This window comes from Actinomadura sp. 1N219 (assembly GCF_044326405.1).
GTDB lineage: Bacteria > Actinomycetota > Actinomycetes > Streptosporangiales > Streptosporangiaceae > Spirillospora.
The window spans coordinates 100,815-123,319 of record NZ_JBIRAY010000020.1 but is presented as its reverse complement, the minus strand read 5'-3'; the positions used below and the strand labels follow the sequence as shown (position 1 = coordinate 123,319).

Below are 22,505 nucleotides of genomic sequence, written 5' to 3'. Positions count from 1 at the left end.
GGTTCGTCCACCAATCCCACTGGAACGGGCCGAGCCCTACCGACTTCCGCAGCTGCTCCAGTGTCGCGGCCACGCGCAGCGACGGGTAGAAGCCCTCCGGGGTGCGCATCGGCAGCACGTCGATCGGGATGCGGTCGCGGACGTGCTCGTCCGCGGTGGCCAGGCAGGCGAGCGCCGCTTCCGCGGTCGCGCGGTCGATGTCGGCGGCGGCTTCGGCGCGGAGCCGCTGGAGGTCGCGGAGCCCGTCGGTGACCGGCGTCGGGGCCGTGCCGAGCGCCAGCAGCAGTTCGGCCTCGCGGGGGGACGCCGCCCGGCCGTCGAGGACGAGTTCGCAGAACGCCAGCCGTTCGGCGGTCAGCAGGCAGGCGAGCAGGCAGGTGGCCCAGTCCTCGGCGTCGGCGGCGGCCTCCGCGTCCTCCAGTCCTGGCTGCACAAGCAGGGCGTGGCTCCAGGAGGCGGCGGTGGCCTTGTCGGCGAACCAGCGCGCGTCGATGGCGGTCATGCCAGCCTCCCGTCGACGGCCGCCGGATCGGCGGCGAGGGCGACGGCGCCGTGGGTGATCGCCTCGGCGAGGGCCGGCGCGTCCACTGCTTCCAGCGCGTCGTCAAGGGAGTCCGAGGGGAGGTTCAGCCGGTGCAGGAGGTGCTCGCCGACGAGCTGGAAGGTGGTGTCGCCGAAGGTGAAGTCGGGCGCTTCGGCGGGGGTGAGCCGCACCAGCGCGGCCGGGTCGCCGACGCGCAGGCCGAGCCGGTCGGCGTAGCGGGCGAAGTCGGCGGCCGTCGTGACGCGGCGCGCGTCGGCGAGGAGCGCCGGTGGGAAGCCGCAGCGGCGTGCCTTGGCGGGCAGCCACTTGTCGCCGACGAAGATCTCCCCGCGTGCCCGGACGGCGGCCTCGACCGCGCGCTCCGCGGCTCGGGACCAGGCCAGGCCGGCGAGCGGGGCCTTCGCGGCCGCCATGACGACCGCGAGGGCCGCGGCCCGCACCGCGATGTCGACGGCGAGGCGGACGAGCGCCGCGGCGATCCGCGCGGTCTCCTCCGCGGTGAAGATCGGCGGGGCTCCCTCGTACAGGGGGACGGCGGTCGCCCACCGGCTGAGGCGCTTCATGTCCGTCATGGGCGGGACGGGGCCGAGCGCGCATCGTCCGCCGAGCAGGGCGACGTCCTGGACGGGCGTCCGCGCGAGCGCGGCGGCCGGGGTGCCCGACTCGTAGTGCACCAGGTCCAGCCGTGTCCGGTCGGCGAAGAACAGCATCGGGACCACGCCCTCGGCCCGTTCCTGGACGAAGACGTGCAGGTCGACGTCGCTGCCCGCGTTCCCGAGCCCGGCCGCGAGCGACCCGACCAGGTACACCTCGTCGCCCTCCAGGCAGCTCCCGAGCACGTCGATGACCTCCTCGGGGCGCAGGCTCACCGGCCGCAGCGCGGCGCGGACCGCGTCGCCGCAGATCAGCGCCTTCATACCGGCTGTCCCGTCCGGTCCGGCGCCTGCACTGGCCGGTCTGCCGCCTGCACTGGCAAGTCCGCCGCCTGCGCTGTCTGGTCCGCGGGTTGTCCCGGACGGCCTGCCGGGTGTCCCGGTTGGCCTGAGCGGCGGAAGTCCTCGCTCAGGTCGAGGAGCTCCGCCATCGGGGCGATGCGGCGCTCCAGCTGGGTGAGGCCCTCGCCGCTGCGGATCGCCGCCAGGGTCTGGTCGAGCGTGGACACCGTGGCGCGCAGCAGCTGGTTCGCGTAGATCGCCATGCGGTAGCCGAGCCGGCCGAGCGCGCGCAGCGAGATGTGCGGGTACGCCGTCGGGATGCTCACCAGCGGCGCCGGATGCGTCCACCGCCGGGCCACCTCCAGGGCCTCGCCGCCGTCCTTCTGCCGCGTGTGCAGCAGGACGAGGTCCGCGCCCGCGTCGGCGTAGCGGACGGCGCGGGCCAGCGCCGCGTCCATGCCCTCCTGCGCGATGAGCGCCTCCGTCCGCGCGATCACCAGGAAGTCGGGGTCGAGCGTGGCGCGCCGCGCCTCGGCGATCTTCTCGGCGAAGCTCTCGACGTCCTCCAGGTCCCGCGGGCCGCCGCCGAGGAAGCTGTTGCGCTTCGGGAAGGCGCTGTCCTCGACGCAGACCCCGGCGATGCCGCTGCCGCTGAAGTCCCGGACGGCCCGGATCCACGTCTCCACCGTGCCGTAGCCGTTGTCGGCGTCCACCACGAGCGGCAGGTCCGACGCCGCCGCGATGGACCGGGACGCGGCCAGCATCTCGGCGAACCCGAGCAGGTTCCGGTCGGGCAGCCCGTGGACGGCGGACACCTCCAGGCTGCTCGCCCACCCGCCGTCGAATCCCGCGCGCTCCGCCAGCCGGCTGACCAGCGCGTTGTGCACCCCGACCAGGGCGACCGGGAGCTCACCCCCGGCCATGACGGCGCGGCGCAGCCGCGTGGTAGGTCTCGTCCCCATGTCGTCTCCTCGTTCGGAACTCGCTGGATCGTCGGCGGCCCCCGGTCCGGATGTGTCAGGCGGCCCACGGGCGGGGTTCGGCGGACGCGGCCCGCGAATTCGCGTCGGCCCAGAAGGACAGTGAGAGGGCCAGGGCGTCATGGACGGGGTGCAGGAGCACGGTCGGCTCCGGCGCCTCCGCCATCGACACGTACGGGACGAACTCGCTCAGCAGCTCGATGACCCGCAGCTGCCGGCCGGTGAGCGTCGTCCGGGCGAAGGGCAGGAAGAACCGGTCCCAGCGCTCCGCCGAGATGATCGGCGGCGGCGCCAGCCGTGACGCCCCGTGCCGCGCCCGCCATCCGTTGATCGCCGTGAAGGATGCCTGCACCAGGTCCTCGGTGGTCAGCGCGGCGGCGCCGGTACCGAGCACGACCGGCCCGGCCGGGTCCGCCGCGGGGCCGGCGTCCAGGGCGGCGAGGACGGCGTCGGCGACGTCGTCCACGGGCACCATCTCGACCGTCCCCTTCGGCTCGCCCACCATCGCGGGCGCCAGACCCGTCACGCAGGCGCGCGCGAAGGTGTACAGGCCGGAGAAGCGGGCGATGTGGCCGTCCGTCCGGCGGCCGATGATCAGCGGCGGGCGGACGACGGTGCACCGCGAGTGCCCCGTGACCAGGCGCTCCGCCGCGGCCTTCGACCATTCGTAGGAGTTGCGGTAGTCGGACAGCCGCGCCGACGACGTGTCGCCGCGCAGGCCGATCGCGAACGCCGTCGACACGTGCACCAGATGGGTGTCGTCGCCGACCAGCTCCAGGACCGCCTCGGTGCTCTGGACGTTGCCCGCCCACGCCTCCTCGGGATCCTGGTTCCAGCGTGTCGTCGCGGCCGCGTGGACGACCGCGTCGAACCGGCGCGGCAGCTCGTCCGGCGGCGGCTCGGCCCCCATCCGCCAGCGCAGCACGCCGTCGTCCGGCGCCCCCCGCCGGCTGACGGCCACGACCTCGACACCGCGGCGGCGGCGCAGCGACCCGAGCAGCTCCGAGCCGAGCACCCCCGTCGCCCCCGTGAGCAGTACGCGCGTCATCCGGTGACCGCCCTGCGTTCCAGCCCGCGGAGCATCTGCACGCTGTTGTCGCGGATCGCCCGCACCGCCACCGGGTCGAGCATCTGCGCGAGCAGCGGGATGCCGATCTCGAAGGCGATGTCGAGCTCGACCCGGGTGCGGCCCGCCGGCTCGGACGTGACCTGCCAGTGGCCGTCGAACCGGTCGAGGTCCCCGTCGAGCTGGTTGAACTCGATCCGGCGGCGCTTGTCGTCGACGCGCTCGGCCTCCGTCCATTCGAGGACCGACCCCTTCAGCAGGACCGACCACGCCGTCGTCCGGGACGTCCCGTCGTCGGCGACGATCTCGACGCTTCGCACGCTCTCCATGTAGCGCGGATACGCCTCGACCGCGTGGACGGCCTGCCAGACCGCGTCGGCGTCCGCGGCGATGCTGAGCTCAACCTGAACCTGCGGCATGCCGCCCTCCTTTCCTCTTCGCGTTCGTCCGTGGCTCCATCGTGTTCATCCGATCCATGCCTCCCAGTCGAAGAGCGGGAGGCCGAGCCGGTGCCTGAGCCGTTCGAGCTGCGAGACGGTCTCCGCCGCCGGCTGGTTGCCGGTCGGCGTGCGCCGGACGGGCATCCGGAGCGGCAGCTCGGCGCGGAGACCGGCGTCCGCGGCTGCCACGGCGGCGGCGGCCCGCTCCGCGTCCGCCCGGGTCACGACCGTGCTCGGCGTCATGGACCGGATCGCCTCCAGCGGATCCGCCGGGTCCGGTGCGGCCGACCTGCCCGCTTCGCGTGGCACGGGCGGTGCGGCCGGTGGGCCGGGGCGGCCGCCTCCCGCGATCAGGAGGTCGACCTCCAGGCCCGTCCGCGCGGCGCTCCCGCCGCCGAGGACCTCCCGGCACAGCGCGATCCACCGCAGGCACTCGCTCGCCGCGGCGAGCGCCCGCGGCCAGTCGTCCCGCTCGATCGCCGCCATGACGTCGTCCCGTCCGGGCTGGACGAGCATCGCGTGCGCGACCGCCGCGGCGATCCCCTCCGCCGCGTACCAGTGGGCGTCCCGCTCGGTGCTCGTGCTCGCGTCCCGCTCGGTGCTCGTTCTCACGTCCCGCTCGGTGCTCGTTCTCACGTCCCGCTCGGTGCTCGTTCTCGCGTCCCGCTCGGTGCTCATGGGGCCGGCTCCAGCCGGGGCGCGAGGCCGCCGACGTCGACCGTCCAGCGCAACGCGCCGTTGACGAGCCCGGCGAACACCGCCGCCGCGTCCCCGTCCAGGGCGGCGGCGACCGTCGCGGGCACCGACGGCAGGGCCGGGACGAGGCGGCGGCCCGCGACCAGCAGGAACGGCTCGCCCGCCAGCATCCACCGCTCGGCCTCCGGACTGGCCCGGAGCCCGACGCGGCCGGCCGCCGCGGCCGGGTCGACGCCCAGCCTCCGCAGCACCCCGTCAAGGTCGGCGGCGCGGCGGGCGGCCCCGGCGTCCCGGGCGAGCGCGGCCACCTCGGGGGCGGCCGAGCGCGCGGGCAGCCACCGTTCGCCGAGGTGGTACTGGCCCGACAGGACCGCTGCCAGCTCCCAGGCGACGGTCCCGGCGCGGCGGCACAGGTACCAGGCGCGGTCGGCGCCCGCACGTTCCGCGAGCGCCGCGAAGGCCGCCAGCGCGGTCAGGTCCGCCAGCAGCGACGTGGTGATCAAGCCGACCGCCTGGGCCCGCTGCCCGTCGTCCAGCAGCAGCGGCGGCGCCCCGGCGCGCAGCGGCACCGCGTTGAGCCACCGGCTGAGCAGCCACGCGTCACCGCGGCCCGCGGGGCGCGCACCCTGGCCCGGACGCCGGCCGCCGACCACCCGGTCGATCGTGCACCGATCCAGGTACCGGACGTCGACGCAGGTCCCGGCGGGGGTGAAGGCCAGCACCGGGCCGTCGAGCGCGGCCGGCCGGTCGCCGGACACCACGTGCACGTCGATGTCGGACCGGTGGTCGCCGAGCCCGGCGGCCAGCGAGCCGACCAGGTACGGCTCGCCGTCGTACAGCGCCACGGCGTCGAGGACGTCCTCGACGCGGGCGCCCACGGCCTTGAGCGCGATCTCCGGCGCCACGGCGTGCGGCCGGGGCGCCGGACGCGGAGCGGGCGGGGTCGTCAACTGCGTCATCGGTGCTGCCCTCCAGGGCTCAGCGCGGTGCGGTGGGTGGCCTGAAGCGCCGCGCCGAGCCGCGCCTCCGCGACGTCCAGGTCGGCGTCGGAGAGGATCGCCGGCGGCAGCAGCCGGATCACCTCGGGACGGCCGAGGCACGGCGACACGATCACGCCGGCCGACGCCAGCTCGACCAGCAGCACGCCCGCGAGCCGCGCGTCGCGCAGCTCGACGCCCCAGAGATGCCCGCGGCCGCGCACGTCCGCGATCAGCTCCGGGTGGGCGCGGCGGAGCCGTGCCAGCATCGCCGCGAAGGCGGGCCCACGGTCGGGCAGCCCTTCCGCGACGTCCAGCGCGGCCAGCGCGGCGGCGGCCGCGAGCGGATGGCCGCCGAACGTCGTCGAGTGCAGGAACGGGTCGCGCAGGAGCGGCGCGAACAGATCGTCGGTGCCGACCACGGCGGAGATCGGCGCGACGCCGCCGCCGAGCGCCTTCCCGAGCAGGACGGCCGACACCGGCGCGCCGGCGTCCAGCGCCACGGACATGCCGCCGCACCTGCGGAACCCGGTCTGCACCTCGTCGACGATGAAGTGGCAGCCGTGCCGCCTGGCCAGCTCGGCCCAGCCGACGAGGACCTCGGCCGGGACCGGACGGACGCCGCCCTCCCCCTGCACGGGCTCCAGGATCAGCGCGGCGACGTCGCCCGCGGCGAGCTCCCGGTCGAGCGCGGCGAGGTCGGCGGCGTCGACGTGCGTCGTCGCCGCGAGGTGATCGGTGAACGGGCGGCGGTACCGGTCGTACCAGGTGGCGCTCAGCGCCCCGAGCGTCTTCCCGTGGAACGCGCCCACGGCCGCGACGACCCGCGGCCGGCCCGTCGCCGCCCGCGCGAGCTTCAGCGCGAGGTCGACGGCGTCCGCGCCGTTGCAGCCGAACCAGCAGCGCCGCAGCGGCCCCGGGCCGAGCGCCTCGACCAGGCGGGACGCGAGTCGCGGCGTCACCTCGTTCGCCAGCGACCGGGTGCTGGTGGGCAGCCGGCCGAGCTGCGCGGCGACGGCGGCCGTCACGGCCGGATGCCGGTGTCCGAGCAGCGTGACGCCGTAGCTGCCGAGGTCGAGCAGGCGCCGCCCGTCCGAGAGCGTCACCCAGGCGCCGTCGGCCTCCCGCTCCCACGCGCCGCCGCCCGCCATCCGGTGCGCCAGGGCGAGCCCGGGCGACAGGTGGTGGCGCTCCGCGAGCAGCGGGTCGAACGGCGCGGTGGTCGGGGGTCCGGCCGGCGCCACGGCCGGTGTCATGTTCATGACCGCAGGTCCAGCGACAGCGGGCGACCGGCGCCGGCGGCGGCGATCAGCGACTCGCACAGCGGCAGGGACGGCGGGTGGTGGTGCGCGGCGAGCGCGTCCAGGACCCGCGCCGACGCGGGGGCGCCCGCGGTGTACGCGGCGGCGCCGAGCACCGGCCGCAGATCCGCGAGGACGCGGTCGGTGACCGCGCTGAGCTGCAGCCGCAGCGCCGCCGCCGAGACGAGCGCCGCGTCACCGGCGACGAGGCCGCTCGTCCAGGCGTGCGCCAGGCCCTGGGCGGACGAGCCGAACGCGCGCAGCTCGCCCGCGGCCGCCGTCAGCGCCGCCTCCCGCACCCGCTCCGGCAGGCGCGGCGGCGCGGCGGCGGCGAGCTCGACCAGGCCGCTCATGACCCCGTGGTACGTCGCGCTGATCAGCACGGCGAACCAGACCAGCCCGCCGATCACGACGTCGTCGATCGTTCCGGCCGGGGCCTCGTGGAAGACCAGGCGCCGGTCGATCTCGACGTCCGTCAGCTCCACCCGCGCCGTGTCGGACGCGCCCATGCCGAGCGACGGCCATCCCCCGGTGACCTTCAGCCCCGGCGCCTGCGCCGGGCAGAGCGCGACGATCGTCACGTCCTCCCCGACCACCTGGGCGGAGAGGCAGAAGAGCTTCGCCGTCGTGGACAGCGAGCAGGGGAACTTCACGCCCGTCAGCCGGAACCCGCCGTCCGTCCGCTCGGCGCGCGTCGTGCTGCGCAGGATGTTCGGGCTGCCGCCCGGCTCGGCGAACGCGGACGCGACCAACTCGTGCCCGGTGGCGATGGCCTCCAGCAGCATCCAGGACGTGTCGCGTTCCCGCCGCCAGTGGTCGGTCATCAGGCCCACCGACAGCATGTGCATGTTCAGCGCGACCGCGATCGAGGGGTCGGCGAGCGCCATGTTCCGCTGGACGGACGCCGCCTTAAGAAGGTCGCCGCCGCCCCCGCCGAACTCCTCGGGGATCGGCAGGACGGCCGGTTCGCCGGCCGCCGCCGCCAGGATCCGCTCGGCGGCGGTCAGCCCCGCGTCCGGCGGTGGCGGCTCGGGCGGCGCGGGCGCGGCGGGCCAGCCGGCGGCGAGGACCTCGCCCCACCCTCCGGAGGCCGCGTCCCGTGCCGGACGGCCCGGGTCGCCGTGGTGCGCGGATCCGCTCATGACTCTCCCCCGTCCTGGCGCGGGCTCGCCGCGCCGGTCCCGGGCCTGCTGCCGGCCCGAGGCTCTGATCTAGGTTCGGCCGGGGGCTCGGGCCGGATGTCGGCGAGGGGCTCGACGCGCTTCTCGCCGGGCGTGGGCAGTTCCGAGACGTCCGCGCACAGGTCGAGCATCGCCGTCCACAGGTCGCGCGGAAGCCGGACGACCCCGCCGCCGTCCCCGTGGTCGGCGGGCAGGCGGTCGGCGTCAAGGTGATCGGCGGGCACGTGGGCGGCGAAGGCCGCCTTCATGAGGAGGGCGCGCCGCCACAGCGAGTCGCCGGGCGCGCCGACCGGGCCGCCGCCGGGCAGCGAGTCGTCGACCCGGGCGACATCGGACAGCCGGGCCGGATCGATCCGCAGCGGCGCGGGCGGCCCGTCCAGGGTCCGCGCGAGCAGCCGGACCATCTCGGCCCGGTCGAGCATGACCGACAGGTCACGGATGATGTCGGCGGGCTCGTCCGGGATGTGGACGTAGGTCACGAGGCGGCAGGGCGCGCCGAGCTCGCGGCGCAGCTGGCCCGGCCGCTGCCGCGCCGGGATCGCCGGGCCCTTGAGCCTCGCGAGCCGCACCGACGCGGGCGTGCCGTCCACCGGGGCGGTGTCGCGGAGCAGGAAGCCGTACAGGGGGCCGAGCGACAGGAGCAGCTCGCTCAGCTCGATCCGCTCGACCGGGGCGATGTTCCACTGGTAGCGCCAGATCTCGCGGATCATGGTGGGCGTGAGCCGGCTGCGGAACATGCCGACGATCTCGAATCCGTGCCGGGGCAGGAAGGCGGCGACGCGCGGGAACACCCCGTCGATCCAGCCCTCCGGCTTGACCGCCAGGATCGCGTAGCGCTGAAGCGAGTCCACGACCGCGGGGCCCGCTTCGGCGAGCAGCCCGCAGCAGGCGATCTTGAAGCCGGGTTCGTCCCGGTATAACTCCCATTTGCGCGGGCTCATGGTGAGCCGGGAACTGAAACGGTCGGCCTCGGACGGGTCGACCGCACCGAACGAGCGGTTCCCCGTCATGACCATATTGCTGGACACGATGCTCCCCTTAGTGTCTCCGGACAGGGCTCGACGCAATTCCCCTGATCGCGTCCCCCGGAGCCCCGTTGCCGCGCCGCGGCCGTCAGCCCTCGTCGAGGCAATCCGGCTGAGTGGCGATGATGTAGTCGAATATGGGCTGTGCGCTGTACCAGCCGGCCAGTGGGAATCCGACGTGACCGCGAATGATCCGGGCGGTCTCCGGCGGGATCAGCTCGGGCTCCCCCGCGGCCGAGGCGGTCAACTCCGCCTGGCACGAATGCTCCATGCTGATGAACCAGAACGCCGCCTCGTCGACGGATTGGCCGACGGTGAAGATTCCGTGGTTGCCGACGAGCGCGGCTTTGTTGCCGCCGATCGCCTCGGTGATCCGCTTGCCCACTTCTTCGTTGTTCGCGACGCGTCCGGCGTCGTCGGTGCCGACGCCGTGGTCCTCGAAGAATATGCACGCGTCCTGCGTGATCGGACGGAGCGGGCGATGCAGTGAGGCGAACGTCTTCCCGTACATCGAGTGGGCGTGGGCGACGCACAGGACATCGCTGCGCGCCGCGTGCACCTGCGAGTGGATCATGAGGGCGGAGCGGCTCACCGGCCAGTCCCCGACCAGCACGTTCCCGTCCGAGTCGACCAGCTGGAGATCGCGGACGCGGACCAGCCTGAAGCTCATCGGGAATGGGTTCACCCAGAAGCAGTCGGTGCGTTCGGGGTCGCGTACCGTGATGTATCCGGCGGCGCCTTCGTCGAACCCATAGTGCGCGAAGACACGAAAAGCCACGGCGAGCCGCTGCTTTCGGTGCAGCCTTTCCTCGGCCGGCGTCCGCGCCACGAAAGGCTCGTGCGGAGTGCGTACTCCGGTACTCGATTCGATCATCTCGGGCCCCCTGGCTCCGACCGCCTGCAACTCTTCGTGTCTGGCAAGCTAACTTCTCCGAAACTTTGCGTCAAGATTTTGGTTGACCACATCCTGCCAAGATCTTGACTTTCATTCGTTTCGGACTCGATTCGATGACCAAAAAGAGGCCGCTCAGACCCGAATGCGAAGAATATTCAGGGCTCTGTCCAGGCGTTTTGCCGAGCTTCCGGAGAACAGCGGAACGATTGCCGCCATAATTACCAGCCGAAAAGTAGCGCACTCTGGCAACCACATGCCCAGGACTGCCGCCGCGCAAATTGTGGCGACATGATTACTCTGCCCGAAATCCTCCTGGCCGAAGCCCGCATTTCGAACGTCAACAGAAATTTCAATACTCGTCAACAATCGACGAATTGAGCAGCCCTGTACGGAATGCGGCCGCGCGGTGACGCGGCGGGACGGTCAGAGCCGTCACGGATTGGCGTTGCGCGACGGCTCGGGCGGCGGCGCGGACGGCCCCGCGGACGTCTCGCCGGCGGAGCGCGCCGCTGCCGAGAGCGCCGCGGGCGGGGACGCGTCCTCCATCGGAAGGCGCACCCGGCGGAGCCGGCGGGGCGTCCACCACGCGGCCCGGCCGAGGAGCCGCATCGTCGCGGGCACCAGCAGCGCCCGGACGACGGTCGCGTCCAGCAGCACGGCGATGATCATGGCGATGCCGATCAGCTTCACGAACGCGATCCCGGACGCCGAGAAGGCCGCGATCACGACGATGAGCAGCAGCGCGGCACCGGTGATGATCCGCCCGGTGTGCTGGAGACCGGTCGCGACGGCGTCCTCCGGGTCGCCGGTGGCGAGGTACCGCTCGCGGATCCGCGACAGCAGGAACACCTCGTAGTCCATGGACAGGCCGAAGACGATGGCCAGCACGAGGATCGGCTGCGTGGCGTCGAGCGTCCCCGTCGCCGTGAAGTCCAGGAGCCCGGACAGGTGGCCGTCCTGGAAGATCCAGACGACCGCGCCGAAGGACGCGCCGAGCGAGACCACGTTCAGCGCCAGCGCCTTCACGGGCAGCAGCGGCGCCCCGAAGGCCAGGAAGAGCAGCACGAACGTCACCCCGGCGATGATCAGCAGCATCCAGGGCAGCCGGGCGCCGAGATCGTCCAGCATGTCGGCCAGCTCCGCCGGTTTGCCGCCGACCAGCACGTCGGCTCCCGGCGGCGGCTCCACCGCACGGACCTGCCGCACCAGATCCCGCGAGCGCGCCGACAGCTGGTCGCTCCGGTACTCGACGGTGATCCGGGCCGTGTCGCCGGCCGCCCCGCTGACCTCCGCCTCCCGGACGTCCGGCAGACCGGCGATCGAGGCGGTGTACGCGGCGAGCGCGGCCTTCCCGGCCGGGGCGGCGGCGTCTCCGGGGAGCCTGACGACCGCCTGGATCGGGGCGGACGCGCCGCCGCCGAAGTCGCGGTCGATGCGCTCGGCGACCTGCCTGCTCTCGGTGGACGCGGGGAGCGCCCGGTAGTCGACGCCGCCGAACTCGACGCGCAGGAACGGCAGCCCGAGCGCGATCAGCACGGCGGTGATGGCCACGGCGAACAGCACCGGCCGTCGCATCACGCCCCGCGCGAGCCGGTACCACCTGCCGTCCTCGATGCCGTCCGCTGCGCCGTCGCCGACGCCGTCACCGGCCGGGATGCCGGCCGGGCCGCCAGCTTCACCTCCGGCCTTCCGCGCCTCGCCTCCGCGCCCGCGTCCGGTGCCGCGGCGGGCGGCGAACGGGAGGCGGACGGCGAGCGCGTCGACCCGGTGTCCGAGCGTCCCGAGCAGCGCGGGCAGCACGACGACCGCGGCGAGGACGGCGATCAGCACCGCCGCCAGCCCGCCGAAGCCCATCGACCGGAGGAATGCCTCCGGGAAGATGAGCAGGCCGGACAGCGAGATCGCCACCGTGACCCCGGAGACCGCGATCGTCCGCCCCGCGGTCGCCGACGTGCGGGCCACGGCCTCCTCGACGGACAGACCTCTCCCCAGTTCCTCCCGGAACCGGCTGACCATGAAGAGCGCGTAGTCGATCGCGAGGCCGAGCCCGAGGATGGTGACGATCTGCACGGAGTACACCGAGACGGACGTCACGTAGGTGAGCGCGTGCAGCGCGCTGAACGCGCCGAGGATCGCGGCCGCCCCGATGACCAGCGGCAGCGCGGCCGAGACGAGGCCCCGGAAGATCAGGACGAGCAACACCAGCAGCACCGGCGCCGACAGCAGCTCGGACCGCGCGATGTCCTCGGCGACCTGGTCGTTGATGTCGCGGTCGATGGCTTCGAGCCCGCCGATCTGCGTGTCGAGGCCGGGCACGCGCAGGCCGGCCTCGATGCGCTCGAACTCGTCCTCGCGCCGCTCCTCGTCCCCGCGCAGCGTGATCGCCGCGTAGGTCGCGCGGCGGTCGGCGCTCACGAGGTCGGCGGAGCCGCTGTTCCAGTAGGTGACCGCGCGCTGGACGGCGTCCGGCGGCAGCGCGCCGACGGCGGAGACGACCGCGCTCCGGAACCCGGGATCGTCGACGGTGACGCGGTCGCTGCGGTACAGGACGAGCACGTCGGCGTCATCGCGGCCGAGCCGGTCCTCGATCGCCTGGGCGGCGCGGACGCTGTCGCTGTGCGGGGCGTCGAAGCCGCCGCCGGCCAGGGCCGGGAAGACGCGGGTCCCCCACACGCCCGCGAACAGCACCGCCCCGAGGGCGCAGCCGAGCACGAGTCTCCGGTGGCGGTGCACCCACCTTCCCAACCGCTCGAACATCGGCCTCTCTCCCGGGAGCGTCGTCTAGATGGAGTGACTAGATGGAGTAGCGTTCCTTGCGCGGGTCGAGCCGGGCGACGGCGATGGCGGTGAACACCGTCCCGAACAGGACGAGCAGCGCCGAGCTCTCCAGCACGACGCTCCACCGTCCCGCTCCGAGGGTCGCCTCGTCGACGGCCCGCATCGCCCAGTAGTGCGGGGTCGCGTAGCCGGCGGTCTGCGACCATTCCGGGAGCTGCGGCGAGGCGACGATCGCGCCGCCCAGCGCCCCGAGGACCATGAGGATCAGGTACGTCAGCGAGAAGAACAGCTCGGCCCGCCTGATCATCGTGTAGAGGAGAGCGCCGGTCGCGACGCCCGTGATCGTGAACGGCACCAGGACGATGACGAGCTGGGCCGTCCCGGTCCAGGCGCCCGCCCGAAGCGGCAGGTCGAGCACGGTGACGGCGAAGGCCGCGAACACGGTGAGCTGGCCGATCCCGATGGTGAGCACCGGGAGGCACTTCCCGAGCAGGTACGCGACCTTCCGCGGCGCGGCCGTGGCGGTGCGCCGCCACGTGTGGGAGTCGAACTCGCGGTAGAGCGCCCGTCCGACGTAGTTGACCGTCATGTAGGAGAACATGACGCCGAACCCGACGGTGACGCGTCCGGTCGCACCGGCCTGGCTGAGCCCGGCGACCGCCGGTCCGAGGATGGCGCTGGACACGGCCGGCAGCAGCACGAACCACACGAAGGGGAACTTGGCCCGGACGAGGGCGCGGTACTCGATCTGCGCGAAGCTGCCGATGACGGCGATCACCGGGGCTCCTCCCCGACGGCGGCGCGCAGCGACGGGTCGCGCCGCAGCAGGTCGCGCAGCGAGGGCGCCTTGACCTGGACGGAGTGCAGCGCGTCGGCGCCGCCGATCCCGGCCTCCGCGGCGGCGCGCTGGAGGTCGTCGATGGAGCCGAGCGGGCTGTGCAGCTCGGTCAGCTTGACGGCGCCGTCGTCGGTCACGTGCTCGACGTAGCCGAGGCGCCGCTGCCGGGCCAGGTAGCCGCCGAGCGGGCCGAGGTCGTACGTCCGCCCGTCGCTGAGGACGGTGATGGACGAGCACAGCTCCTCGACGTCCTCCGGGTAGTGCGCGGTCACCAGGATCGCGACGTCCTGCGCACGCCATTCGCCGACCAGGCCGATGAGTTTCTGCCGGGTCTCGAAGTCGAGGGCGGTCGTGGGCTCGTCCAGCAGCCGGACCGCGGGACGGTGGACGAACGCGCACGCCAGGTGGGCGAGCCGCCGCTGCCCGCCCGACAGGAACCGGGCGGGCCGCTCCCGGAGCGCGCCGAGGTCGAAGTCGTCGACCGCCCGCTCCACGAGATCCGCGATCCGCCATCGGCGCGTCGCGAGCCGGGCCGCGTGCGTCAGGTTCTCGGCGACGGTCAGGTGCTGGTAGAGGGCGACGTCCTGGGTGGCGTAGCCGATGGGCCCCGCCGCATCCAGATCGGCCTTGATCAGGCCCTCCCGCTTCCCTTCGATCGAGTCGGTGACTGCGCCGAGCAGCGTGGACTTGCCGCTGCCGTTGGCGCCGAGCAACCCCACCGCCAGCCCGGGCTCCAGCCGCAGCGAAGCTCCGCGCAGGACGGGCGCCCCGCCCGGGTAGCCGAACCAGAGGTCCTCGACGGACAGCATGGGAGCAGGCTAGAACACTGACCGACAGTCGGTCAACGAACTGGGTGGGTCTATCCTGGCGCTGTGCGGCGCAAGGAACAGGCGGAGGCATCGCGGGCGGGCCTCCTGGAGGCGGCCCGGCGGTGCTTCACCGAGCAGGGCTACGAGGCCACCACGGTGTCGGCGATCCTCGACCGGGCCGGCATGGCGCGCGGCGCCCTCTACCACTACTTCCCCGGCGGCAAGCGCGAGATCTTCGCCGCCGTCTTCGAGATGGTGGACGAGGCGTTCCACGACCGCCGCGACGCCCTGTTCGAGCTCGACTCGCCCCTCGCGCGGATCCGGGCCGGCATCCGGCTGTTCCTCGAGCTGTGCCTCGAGGACGACTTCGCTCGGATCATCCTGATCGACGCCCCCGAGATCTTCCCCGGCGAGGCCGACCGCGGCAGCTCCTACGCGCTGCTCCACGCCCAGCTCAAGGAGGCCACCGCGACCGGCGAGGTCCGCGCCTTCCAGCCGGAGGTGATGGCGGCCGCCCTCTACGGCGCCGTCCGCAGGGCGGGCGAGGTCGTCATCTCGGCCCCCGACCGCCCCCAGGCCGCCGACCAGGCCGCCCACGCCCTCGACGTCCTCCTCGACGGCCTCGCCGCCAAGCCCCCTTCCCCTTGACCTGCCCCTCGCGTTGACCTGCCCCTCGCGGTGGAGGACGTCGGCGACGCGGGCCGCGCTGCGGCTCCCCCACCGGCGCGAGTGCCGTCCATGCCCGGGCGTCGACGGTGTCGACGACGACCGTCTTCTCGGTCGTTCCACCCTGCCGACCCGATGTCGACTGTCGAGTGCCCGCTCTGCCGTTTCGAGCGGGACCGGGCCGTGCCCTTCCCATTAAGAGCAGGGCCCGGTCGGGACGGGTCAGCGTCCGGGTGCTTCTTCCATGTCGGGCGGTGTTGGGATCGTGGTTCTCAGGGGGATTACTGGCAGCGCTTCCAGGAGTAGTGGTAGGTCGTCTTGATGCTGCCGTCGGTGGAGTCCATGGCGATGAAGCTGACCTTCGAGGCGTCCGTTCCCACCTCGGCTCGCAGTTCGGTGTTGACGTTGAAGTTCCGCTGCTCGCCGCACGGTGACCATACGAGCTGGGACACGTCCACGACGTCGGTCGTCTGCCAGTTCTTCTTGTAAGGGCCGGCCAGATCGTGCGTGAACTCCCTGGTGCGCGAATCGCCTTGGAAGTAGTAGCTGGCGAGTTGGGACGCGTTCGCGCCGGTCTGCAATGAGGCGTAGCCGCGGTAGTCCGTCGAGGAGACGGCGTAGGTGAAGCCCTGCGGGACGTGCACCCTCATGTTGATCTGGCAGTTCTTACGGCCGTCGGTGGGCTTGGACGAGCCGCCCGCCTGAGCGATGTACTCGCTGTAGGTGACGGTGAACGCGTCGTTGGTCTCATTCAGGGCGATCGCGGCGGTACCGATCGGGCATCCGGAGCCGTTGATGGTCGCGACCTCGATGGTGACGCCGTCGGGGCCGCGGCCGAGAAATTCCTCGGCCGCGGCGGCGGGGGTGACGGACACCGCGGTCATGGTGAGCGCCGCGGCGGCAGCAGAAATGGCGATCCCTTTACGCATGCGTTTCCTCTGCTCGGAAGTTGGCGCAGCCGATCCTTCGGCAGTCGAAGAGGCGGCGCCCGATGGCTGGATTGGACAGACGCCATCAATGGCAATAGATCCGGATCTAAGCAAAGGCTAACCTCAACAGTTAAGTACTGTCAATCAATGGTTTTCAACTTTTCGATCACTTCAATTGACAAGTGACCGGAGTTTGGCGACCTTGATCATCGATCTTCGATCGTCAATAGCGGTTATTTGACAAAGAACCGTTCCAACCCGCGTTCCGCGCGTTGGGCGGGGCCGTGAGCAGGCACGACGTGAATCTGGGAATGGCCGGAAACGGTCGCATTCGTTCTGTCCATGGATCGGTCCCGTGAGCAGGATCACCACATGCGGATGGCTTGGACAGTTTTGGAGGTTTGGGGGTTTGGGGGGATTTGCTGGGGCACGTCAGGTGTCGGAGGTTCGGGGTCGTCCTGTGGAGGTGCGGGTCATGAAGATCGTGGTCATCGGCGGCAGCGGGCTCATCGGGGGCAAGGTCGTCGGCAGGCTGGGCGACCAGGGGCATGAGGCGGTCGTCGCCACACCCAAGACCGGCGTGAACACCGTCACCGGTGAGGGGCTGACGGACGTGCTCAAGGGCGCGTCGGTGGTCGTCGACGTGTCGAACTCGCCGTCGTTCGAGGACGCGGCCGTGATGGAGTTCTTCACCACGTCCAGCCGCAATGTGCTGGCGGCGGAGGCCGGGGCGGGCGTGGGGCACCATGTCGCGCTGTCGGTCGTGGGGACGTCGCGGCTGCCCGACAGCGGATATTTCCGGGCGAAGGTGGCGCAGGAGGAGCTCATCGCCGGTTCGCCGGTGCCTTACTCGATCGTCCACGCGACCCAGTTCTTCGAGTTCACCGGCGCCGTCGCCGACTCGGCCACCGACGGGGCCACCGTTCGCGTGCCGGACGCGCTGATCCAGCCGATCGCGGCCGACGACGTCGCCGACGCGGTGACGCGGGCCGCCCTCGGCACGCCCACCCAGGGCATCACCGAGGTGGCGGGGCCGGAGCGCTTCAGTTTCGAGGAGCTGGTCCGCCGGTTCCTCCAGGCCCGGGACGACGACCGCACGGTGGTCGCCGACCCGGAGGCCCGGTATTTCGGCGCGCGGCTGAAGGAGACGAGCCTGGTTCCGGCCGATGGCGCCGTCATCGGCGGCGTCCGGTTCGCCGACTGGGTGCGATCCTCGAAGTGAAGGACCGAGCGAGGGTCATCGGTTGCGGACGAAGCCGTGGCGGGCCAGGAGGTCGGTGACGAAGTGGCCGGCGGGGGTGAGCTGCCTGCCGGTGCCCCCGCACGCGCCGCAGACGGTCTCCTCGGGTTCCGCAGGACGGGACCTCATGTGGTCGGCGATGGCACGCTCCACCACGGCGAAGATGGCGGGCTCGCCCGCGAGACCGTCCGGGACGGGGCCGGGGACCTGGGCGGGGCGTAACTCGTGGGCGCGGCGCGCGGCGTGGGCGACGGCGACCAGTTCCGTGGCGCGCTGCTGCCATTCGCGCCATTGCGCGTTGAGCGTCCAGCCGGTGCCGTCGCACCCGGCGCAGTCGCATTCGAGCGCCTCGAGGAGCCGCATCCAATGGTCGGCCGCGTCATCCGCCCTGCGGTCCCTGTCCATGCACAGTCCCACCGGTCTCTGGGGTCCGCCCGGACCACCCCACTCGCTCGTACGCACGCTCACCTCGTCTGGTTCGCCGTCGCCCGCCGGTGCCGGACGTTCCGGGGTGTTTTGTGGGACGGACGTCGGGTAAGTGCACCCGCGCGCCGATGGTGAGGGGTGGTGTGACGTGGGCGTTCGCACTTGGATCGGGTCGTGGCCCGTCTACCGCCAGCTCACCGGCGACGACCCGCTCGGACGGGGGGCCGCGGCGAAGAGCGCGGGGACCGGGCGGATCGAGGCGCGGGTGAGTGCGGCCGACCGGGTCGTGAAGTCCGTCTGCCCGTACTGCGCGGTCGGCTGCGGGCAGGACGTGTACGTCCAGGACGGCAAGGTCACCCAGATCGAGGGAGACCCGGACTCGCCGGTCAGCCGGGGGCGGCTGTGCCCTAAGGGCTCGGCCAGCCTCCAGCTGACCACCGGGTCGGCCCGCGAGTACGAGGTGCTGTACCGGCGGCCGCACGGCGCCGGGTGGGAGCGGCTCGACCTCGGCGACGCGATGGAGATGATCGCGGACCGGGTGATCGAGGCGCGGCGGAGCGGCTGGCAGTGGGAGGACGAGGGCGTCCCCGTCCGCCGGACGCTCGGCGTCGCGAGCCTCGGCGGCGCCACCCTCGACAACGAGGAGAACTACCTGATCAAGAAGCTGTTCACCGCGCTCGGCGCGGTGCAGATCGAGAATCAGGCGCGCGTTTGACACTCCTCGACCGTTCCCGGTCTGGGAACCTCGTTCGGACGCGGCGGCGCGACCACCTTCCAGCAGGATCTGCAGAACGCGGACTGCATCGTCATTCAGGGCTCGAACATGGCGGAATGCCATCCGGTCGGGTTCCAGTGGGTGATGGAGGCGAAGGCGCGCGGGGCGAAGCTGATTCATGTCGATCCGCGGTTCACGCGGACGAGCGCGCTCGCGGACGCGCATGTGCCGCTGCGGGCCGGTAGCGATATCGCGTTCCTCGGCGGGATCGTCAATTACGTCCTGCAGAACGAGAAGTACTTCCGTGAGTACGTGCTGTCGTACACGAATGCCTCGGTGATCGTGTCGGACGAGTTCCGCGACACCGAAGATCTGGACGGGGTCTTCTCCGGCCTGAATCCGGTCCAGCGCGGCTACGACCACACGACCTGGCAGTACGCGGGCATGAACGTCCAGTCCGCGGCCGGGGAGCGGGACATGCAGTGGGACGAGCGCGTCGGGTCCGTGGAGGAGGCGGGACGCGGGGAGGCGCACGGGTCCGGCGGCGCGGCGATCGGCGAGGGCGACCCGGAGCACGACCCGTCGCTGGAGCATCCGAACTGCGTGTTCCAGGTGCTCAAGCGGCATTACGCGCGGTACACGCCGGAAATGGTGGAGCGGATCTGCGGCGTCCCGCAGGACCAGTTCCTGAGGGTCTGCGAAATGGTCACGGAGAATTCCGGCAGGGACCGGACGACCGCGTTCGCCTACGCCGTCGGCTGGACACAGCACACGGTCGGCGTCCAGTACATCCGGACGGCCGCGATCCTGCAGTCGCTTCTCGGCAACATCGGACGTCCGGGCGGCGGCATTCTGGCGCTGCGCGGCCACGCGTCCATTCAGGGTTCGACGGACATCCCGACGCTGTTCAACCTGCTGCCCGGCTATATCCCGATGCCGCACGCGCACACCAACGAGAACCTGGACGCGTTCGTCCAGGCCGAGTCGGCGCGCAAGGGTTTCTGGGGCAACATGCGCGCCTATCTCGTCAGCCTGCTGAAGTCGTACTGGGGCGACGCGGCGACGGAGGACAACGACTACTGCTTCGACTACCTGCCGCGGCTGACCGGCTCGCACAGCACCTACGAGACGGCGCTGGCGCAGATCAATGGAGTGTGCAAGGGCTATTTCCTGATGGGCGAGAACCCGGCGGTCGGGTCGGCGAACGCCAAGATCCAGCGGCTGGGAATGGCGAACCTGGATTGGCTCGTCGTCCGCGACTTCTCGCTGATCGAGTCGGCGACGTGGTGGAAGGACGGCCCGGAGATCGAGACGGGCGAGATGCGCACCGAGGACATCGGCACCGAGGTGTTCTTCCTGCCCGCCGCCGCGCACACCGAGAAGGACGGCAGCTTCACCAACACGCAGCGGATGCTGCAGTGGCACCACAAGGCCGTGGAGCCCGCCGGGGACGCGCGCAGCGATCTGTGGTTCATGTACCACCTCGGCCGGATCATCAGGGAGAAACTGGCCGGGTCGTCCGACGAGATGGACCGTCCGGTGCTCGACCTGACGTGGGACTACCCGACCGAGGGCCCCCTGGACGAGCCCGACGCCGAAGCGGTGCTGGCGGAGATCAACGGGTTCGACGGCGACGGAAATCCGCTGTCGTCGTACACGCAGCTCAAGGACGACGGGTCCACCAGATGCGGCTGCTGGATCTACTGCGGCTGCCACGCGGACGGCGTCAACCAGCCCGCCCGCCGCAAGCCCGGCCATGAGCAGCACTGGGTCGCGCCCGAATGGGGCTGGGCATGGCCCGCGAACCGCCGCATCATCTACAACCGCGCGTCCGCCGACCCGGACGGCAACCCGTGGAGCGAACGCAAGGCGCTCGTCTGGTGGGACGCCGACCGGGGCGAATGGACGGGCCACGACGTCCCGGACTTCATCCGCGACCGGCCGCCCGACTACCGGCCGCCCCCGGACGCGACCGGCCCGGACGCGCTCGCCGGCAACGATCCGTTCATCATGCAGGCGGACGGGAAAGCGTGGCTCTACGTCCCGGCCGGGCTGACCGACGGCCCGCTGCCGACGCACTACGAGCCGCAGGAGTCGCCGTTCTCGAACCCGCTGTACGGGCAGCAGCGCAATCCCGTCCGGCATCTGCCGGCGCCGCATCCCGACAACCGGTACGCGCCGGTCGACGGGGAGCCGGGCGCGGACGTGTACCCGTTCGTCGCGACGACCTACCGGCTGACCGAGCACCACACGGCGGGCGGCATGTCGCGCTGGCAGCCGTACCTGGCCGAGCTGCAGCCCGAGTTCTTCTGCGAGGTGTCGCCGGAGCTGGCGGCGGAGCGGAGCCTGGAGCACGGCGGCTGGGCGACGATCGTCAGCCCGCGCGCCGTCGTCGAGGCGCGGGTCATGGTGACCGAGCGGATGCCGACCCTCACCGTGGACGGCCAGACGCTGCACCAGGTCGGCCTCCCCTACCACTGGGGCCCCAACGGCTACAGCCGGGGGGACGCGGCAAACGAGCTGCTGCACCTCTCCCTGGACCCGAACACCCACATCCAGGAGGCGAAGGCCCTGGCGTGCGACATCCGGCCGGGGCGGCGCCCGCGCGGGCCCGCCGCCGCGGCGCTCGTCCGCGAGTACCGCGAACGGGCCGGGATCACCGACCAGACCGGCACCGAGGTCTAGCGAGAGCTCCGGCTCAACGAGCGATCCGGAGGACGGTCTCGGCCAGATCGCCGTCCTGGTGCGGCGGGACGGAGCGGAGGTCGAGGAGGCAGCGGCCGTCCTCGACGCGTCCCATCACGGCGGGCGTCCCCCGCCGCAGCCGGGGCGCGTACGGCTCGGGCAGCGAAACGGCCGCGCTCGGCAGGACGACGCCGGGCGCGCCGCCCCCGCCGACCGCCGCCTCGCTCTCGACGGCCCGCGCGTCCAGCCCGGCGTCCCGGAGCCGGGCGGCCAGGCGTTCGGCGCGCTCGCGCAGCGCTTCGAGATCCGCGTGGAGGGCCTGCTCGGTCGGGGTGCGCGGGCCGCGGACGGTGGCCTCCAGCGCGGCGAGCGTCATCTTGCCGACCCGCAGCGCGCGGGCCAGCGGATGCCGCGCGAGCCGCCGGACGAGGTCCTCCTCGCCGAGGACGATCCCGCACTGCGGCCCGCCGAGCAGCTTGTCGCCGCTGGCCGTGACGAGATGCGCGCCCGCCTTGAGCATGGACGCGGCGTCGGGCTCGTCCGGCAGGAGCGGTTCGGGGGCGAGGAGGCCGGAGCCGATGTCGGCGACGACCGGGACGCCGAGGGGGGCCAGCTCGGCGACGTCCGCGCCGCGCGTGAAGCCGGTCATGCGGAAGTTGGACGGATGGACCTTGAGGATGAAGCCCGTCTCGGCGCCGACGGCCGCCGCGTAGTCGTCCGGCGAGGTGCGGTTGGTCGTGCCGACCTCGCGCAGCCGCGCGCCGGTCGCGGCGAGCAGTTCGGGGATGCGGAAGCCGTCCCCGATCTCCACCATCTCGCCGCGGCTGATCACGATCTCGCGTCCGGCGGCGAGCGTGGTCGCGGCCAGCACGAGCGCCGCCGCGCCGTTGTTGACGACGTGCGCCGCCTCCGCGCGCGGCACCCGCTCCAGCAGGGCGGCCAGCGCCGACCGTCCGCGCCGCGCCCGGTGGCCGGTCTCCAGGTCGAGCTCGACGTCGGTGGCGCCGGACGCCACCGCCACGGCGTCCCGCGCGGCGTCCGACAGCGGCGCCCGCCCGAGGTTGGTGTGCAGCAGGACGCCGGTCGCGTTGATCACGGGACGCAGCCCGGACGCGGTCGGCGGCAGCGACTCCACCGCCGCGTCGGCGACCGCGTCCGGCGGGATCTCCCCCGCCCTCGCCCGGCGCTGCGCCGCGACGACGGCCGCCTTCACGACGCCGCGGCCGATCCGTCCCGCCGCCTCGGCGAGCCGCGGATCTGCGAGCAGCACGTCGGTGCGGGCGATCCGCCGCCGCCCGTCGGCGGGCGGCGCTTCACGATCCATGACGCGACCTCCGGGTTCCGCGCTGTCCGGCAAGCATCCCACGAAGGCGCATGAA

General features: G+C 72.6%; 20 protein-coding genes. 3 read left to right on the top strand and 17 right to left on the bottom strand.

Annotated elements, in window-relative coordinates:
- The 14 genes from ACH35V_RS38545 to ACH35V_RS38480 form a co-directional block, all read right to left on the bottom strand.
- Nucleotides 1-502: hypothetical protein (locus tag ACH35V_RS38545; RefSeq protein WP_395979830.1), on the bottom strand; the 502-nt coding region annotated here is incomplete at its 3' end.
- Complete coding sequence (locus tag ACH35V_RS38540; protein ID WP_395979829.1) at nucleotides 499-1,461, bottom strand: nucleotidyltransferase domain-containing protein; 963 nt, start codon at nucleotides 1,459-1,461, stop codon at nucleotides 499-501. The genes ACH35V_RS38540 and ACH35V_RS38545, both read right to left, overlap by 4 nt.
- Complete coding sequence (locus ACH35V_RS38535; protein ID WP_395979828.1) at nucleotides 1,458-2,441, bottom strand: isocitrate lyase/phosphoenolpyruvate mutase family protein; 984 nt, start codon at nucleotides 2,439-2,441, stop codon at nucleotides 1,458-1,460. The genes ACH35V_RS38540 and ACH35V_RS38535 overlap by 4 nt, the downstream gene beginning before the upstream one ends.
- Before the next feature lie 55 nt (nucleotides 2,442-2,496).
- Nucleotides 2,497-3,507: an SDR family oxidoreductase gene (locus ACH35V_RS38530; RefSeq protein ID WP_395979827.1), complete on the bottom strand. Its 1,011-nt coding sequence runs from the start codon at nucleotides 3,505-3,507 to the stop codon at nucleotides 2,497-2,499.
- Entirely contained in the window at nucleotides 3,504-3,944 is a 441-nt protein-coding gene (locus tag ACH35V_RS38525; protein ID WP_395979826.1) for a type II toxin-antitoxin system RatA family toxin, read from the bottom strand. Before ACH35V_RS38525 ends, ACH35V_RS38530 begins: the two co-directional genes overlap by 4 nt.
- A 45-nt stretch (nucleotides 3,945-3,989) precedes the next feature.
- Nucleotides 3,990-4,643 carry a hypothetical protein gene (locus tag ACH35V_RS38520; RefSeq protein WP_395979825.1) on the bottom strand — a complete coding sequence of 218 codons (654 nt, stop codon included), beginning with the start codon at nucleotides 4,641-4,643 and terminating at the stop codon, nucleotides 3,990-3,992.
- A complete protein-coding gene (locus ACH35V_RS38515; protein ID WP_395979824.1) occupies nucleotides 4,640-5,620 on the bottom strand; it encodes a hypothetical protein in 981 nt (326 codons plus the stop codon). Before ACH35V_RS38515 ends, ACH35V_RS38520 begins: the two co-directional genes overlap by 4 nt.
- A complete protein-coding gene (locus tag ACH35V_RS38510) occupies nucleotides 5,617-6,900 on the bottom strand; it encodes an aspartate aminotransferase family protein (RefSeq protein WP_395979823.1) in 1,284 nt (427 codons plus the stop codon). The genes ACH35V_RS38515 and ACH35V_RS38510 overlap by 4 nt, the downstream gene beginning before the upstream one ends.
- Complete coding sequence (locus ACH35V_RS38505) at nucleotides 6,897-8,081, bottom strand: hypothetical protein (protein WP_395979822.1); 1,185 nt, start codon at nucleotides 8,079-8,081, stop codon at nucleotides 6,897-6,899. The genes ACH35V_RS38510 and ACH35V_RS38505 overlap by 4 nt, the downstream gene beginning before the upstream one ends.
- Nucleotides 8,078-9,148, bottom strand: coding sequence for a hypothetical protein (locus ACH35V_RS38500; protein WP_395979821.1), 1,071 nt, complete (start codon nucleotides 9,146-9,148; stop codon nucleotides 8,078-8,080). Before ACH35V_RS38500 ends, ACH35V_RS38505 begins: the two co-directional genes overlap by 4 nt.
- Before the next feature lie 85 nt (nucleotides 9,149-9,233).
- Entirely contained in the window at nucleotides 9,234-10,019 is a 786-nt protein-coding gene (locus ACH35V_RS38495) for a class II aldolase/adducin family protein (RefSeq protein ID WP_395979820.1), read from the bottom strand.
- A 453-nt stretch (nucleotides 10,020-10,472) separates the two neighbouring features.
- Complete coding sequence (locus ACH35V_RS38490) at nucleotides 10,473-12,797, bottom strand: MMPL family transporter (RefSeq protein ID WP_395979819.1); 2,325 nt, start codon at nucleotides 12,795-12,797, stop codon at nucleotides 10,473-10,475.
- 37 nt (nucleotides 12,798-12,834) lie between these two features.
- The gene (locus ACH35V_RS38485) at nucleotides 12,835-13,596 is read right to left on the bottom strand and encodes an ABC transporter permease (protein ID WP_395979818.1); all 762 of its coding nucleotides are present in this window, start codon (nucleotides 13,594-13,596) and stop codon (nucleotides 12,835-12,837) included.
- Nucleotides 13,593-14,465: an ATP-binding cassette domain-containing protein gene (locus ACH35V_RS38480; protein ID WP_395979817.1), complete on the bottom strand. Its 873-nt coding sequence runs from the start codon at nucleotides 14,463-14,465 to the stop codon at nucleotides 13,593-13,595. The genes ACH35V_RS38485 and ACH35V_RS38480 overlap by 4 nt, the downstream gene beginning before the upstream one ends.
- 63 nt (nucleotides 14,466-14,528) lie before the next feature.
- Here ACH35V_RS38480 and ACH35V_RS38475 point away from each other — a divergent pair, with 63 nt between their 5' ends.
- Nucleotides 14,529-15,113 carry a TetR/AcrR family transcriptional regulator gene (locus tag ACH35V_RS38475; RefSeq protein ID WP_395979816.1) on the top strand — a complete coding sequence of 195 codons (585 nt, stop codon included), beginning with the start codon at nucleotides 14,529-14,531 and terminating at the stop codon, nucleotides 15,111-15,113.
- A 299-nt stretch (nucleotides 15,114-15,412) separates the two neighbouring features.
- On the opposite strand, the gene ACH35V_RS38470 is transcribed toward ACH35V_RS38475, so the two are convergent.
- On the bottom strand, nucleotides 15,413-16,060 hold the full coding sequence (locus ACH35V_RS38470; protein WP_395979815.1) for a DUF4360 domain-containing protein: 648 nt from the start codon (nucleotides 16,058-16,060) through the stop codon (nucleotides 15,413-15,415).
- A gap of 475 nt (nucleotides 16,061-16,535) precedes the next feature.
- Here ACH35V_RS38470 and ACH35V_RS38465 point away from each other — a divergent pair, with 475 nt between their 5' ends.
- Nucleotides 16,536-17,282, top strand: coding sequence for an SDR family oxidoreductase (locus ACH35V_RS38465; protein WP_395979814.1), 747 nt, complete (start codon nucleotides 16,536-16,538; stop codon nucleotides 17,280-17,282).
- Between the two features lie 15 nt (nucleotides 17,283-17,297).
- Here ACH35V_RS38465 and ACH35V_RS38460 read toward each other — a convergent pair whose 3' ends face one another.
- Nucleotides 17,298-17,705 (bottom strand): hypothetical protein, encoded by a 408-nt coding sequence (locus ACH35V_RS38460; protein WP_395979813.1) that lies wholly within the window; start codon nucleotides 17,703-17,705, stop codon nucleotides 17,298-17,300.
- A 169-nt stretch (nucleotides 17,706-17,874) separates the two neighbouring features.
- On the opposite strand from ACH35V_RS38460, the gene fdh reads away from it, so the two are divergent.
- Nucleotides 17,875-21,126, top strand: a complete 3,252-nt coding sequence (fdh, locus tag ACH35V_RS38455; RefSeq protein WP_395979812.1) for a formate dehydrogenase — start codon at nucleotides 17,875-17,877, stop codon at nucleotides 21,124-21,126.
- A 13-nt stretch (nucleotides 21,127-21,139) separates the two neighbouring features.
- Here fdh and selA read toward each other — a convergent pair whose 3' ends face one another.
- Complete coding sequence (gene selA / locus ACH35V_RS38450; protein WP_395979811.1) at nucleotides 21,140-22,450, bottom strand: L-seryl-tRNA(Sec) selenium transferase; 1,311 nt, start codon at nucleotides 22,448-22,450, stop codon at nucleotides 21,140-21,142.
- Nucleotides 22,451-22,505: the final 55 nt, after the last annotated feature.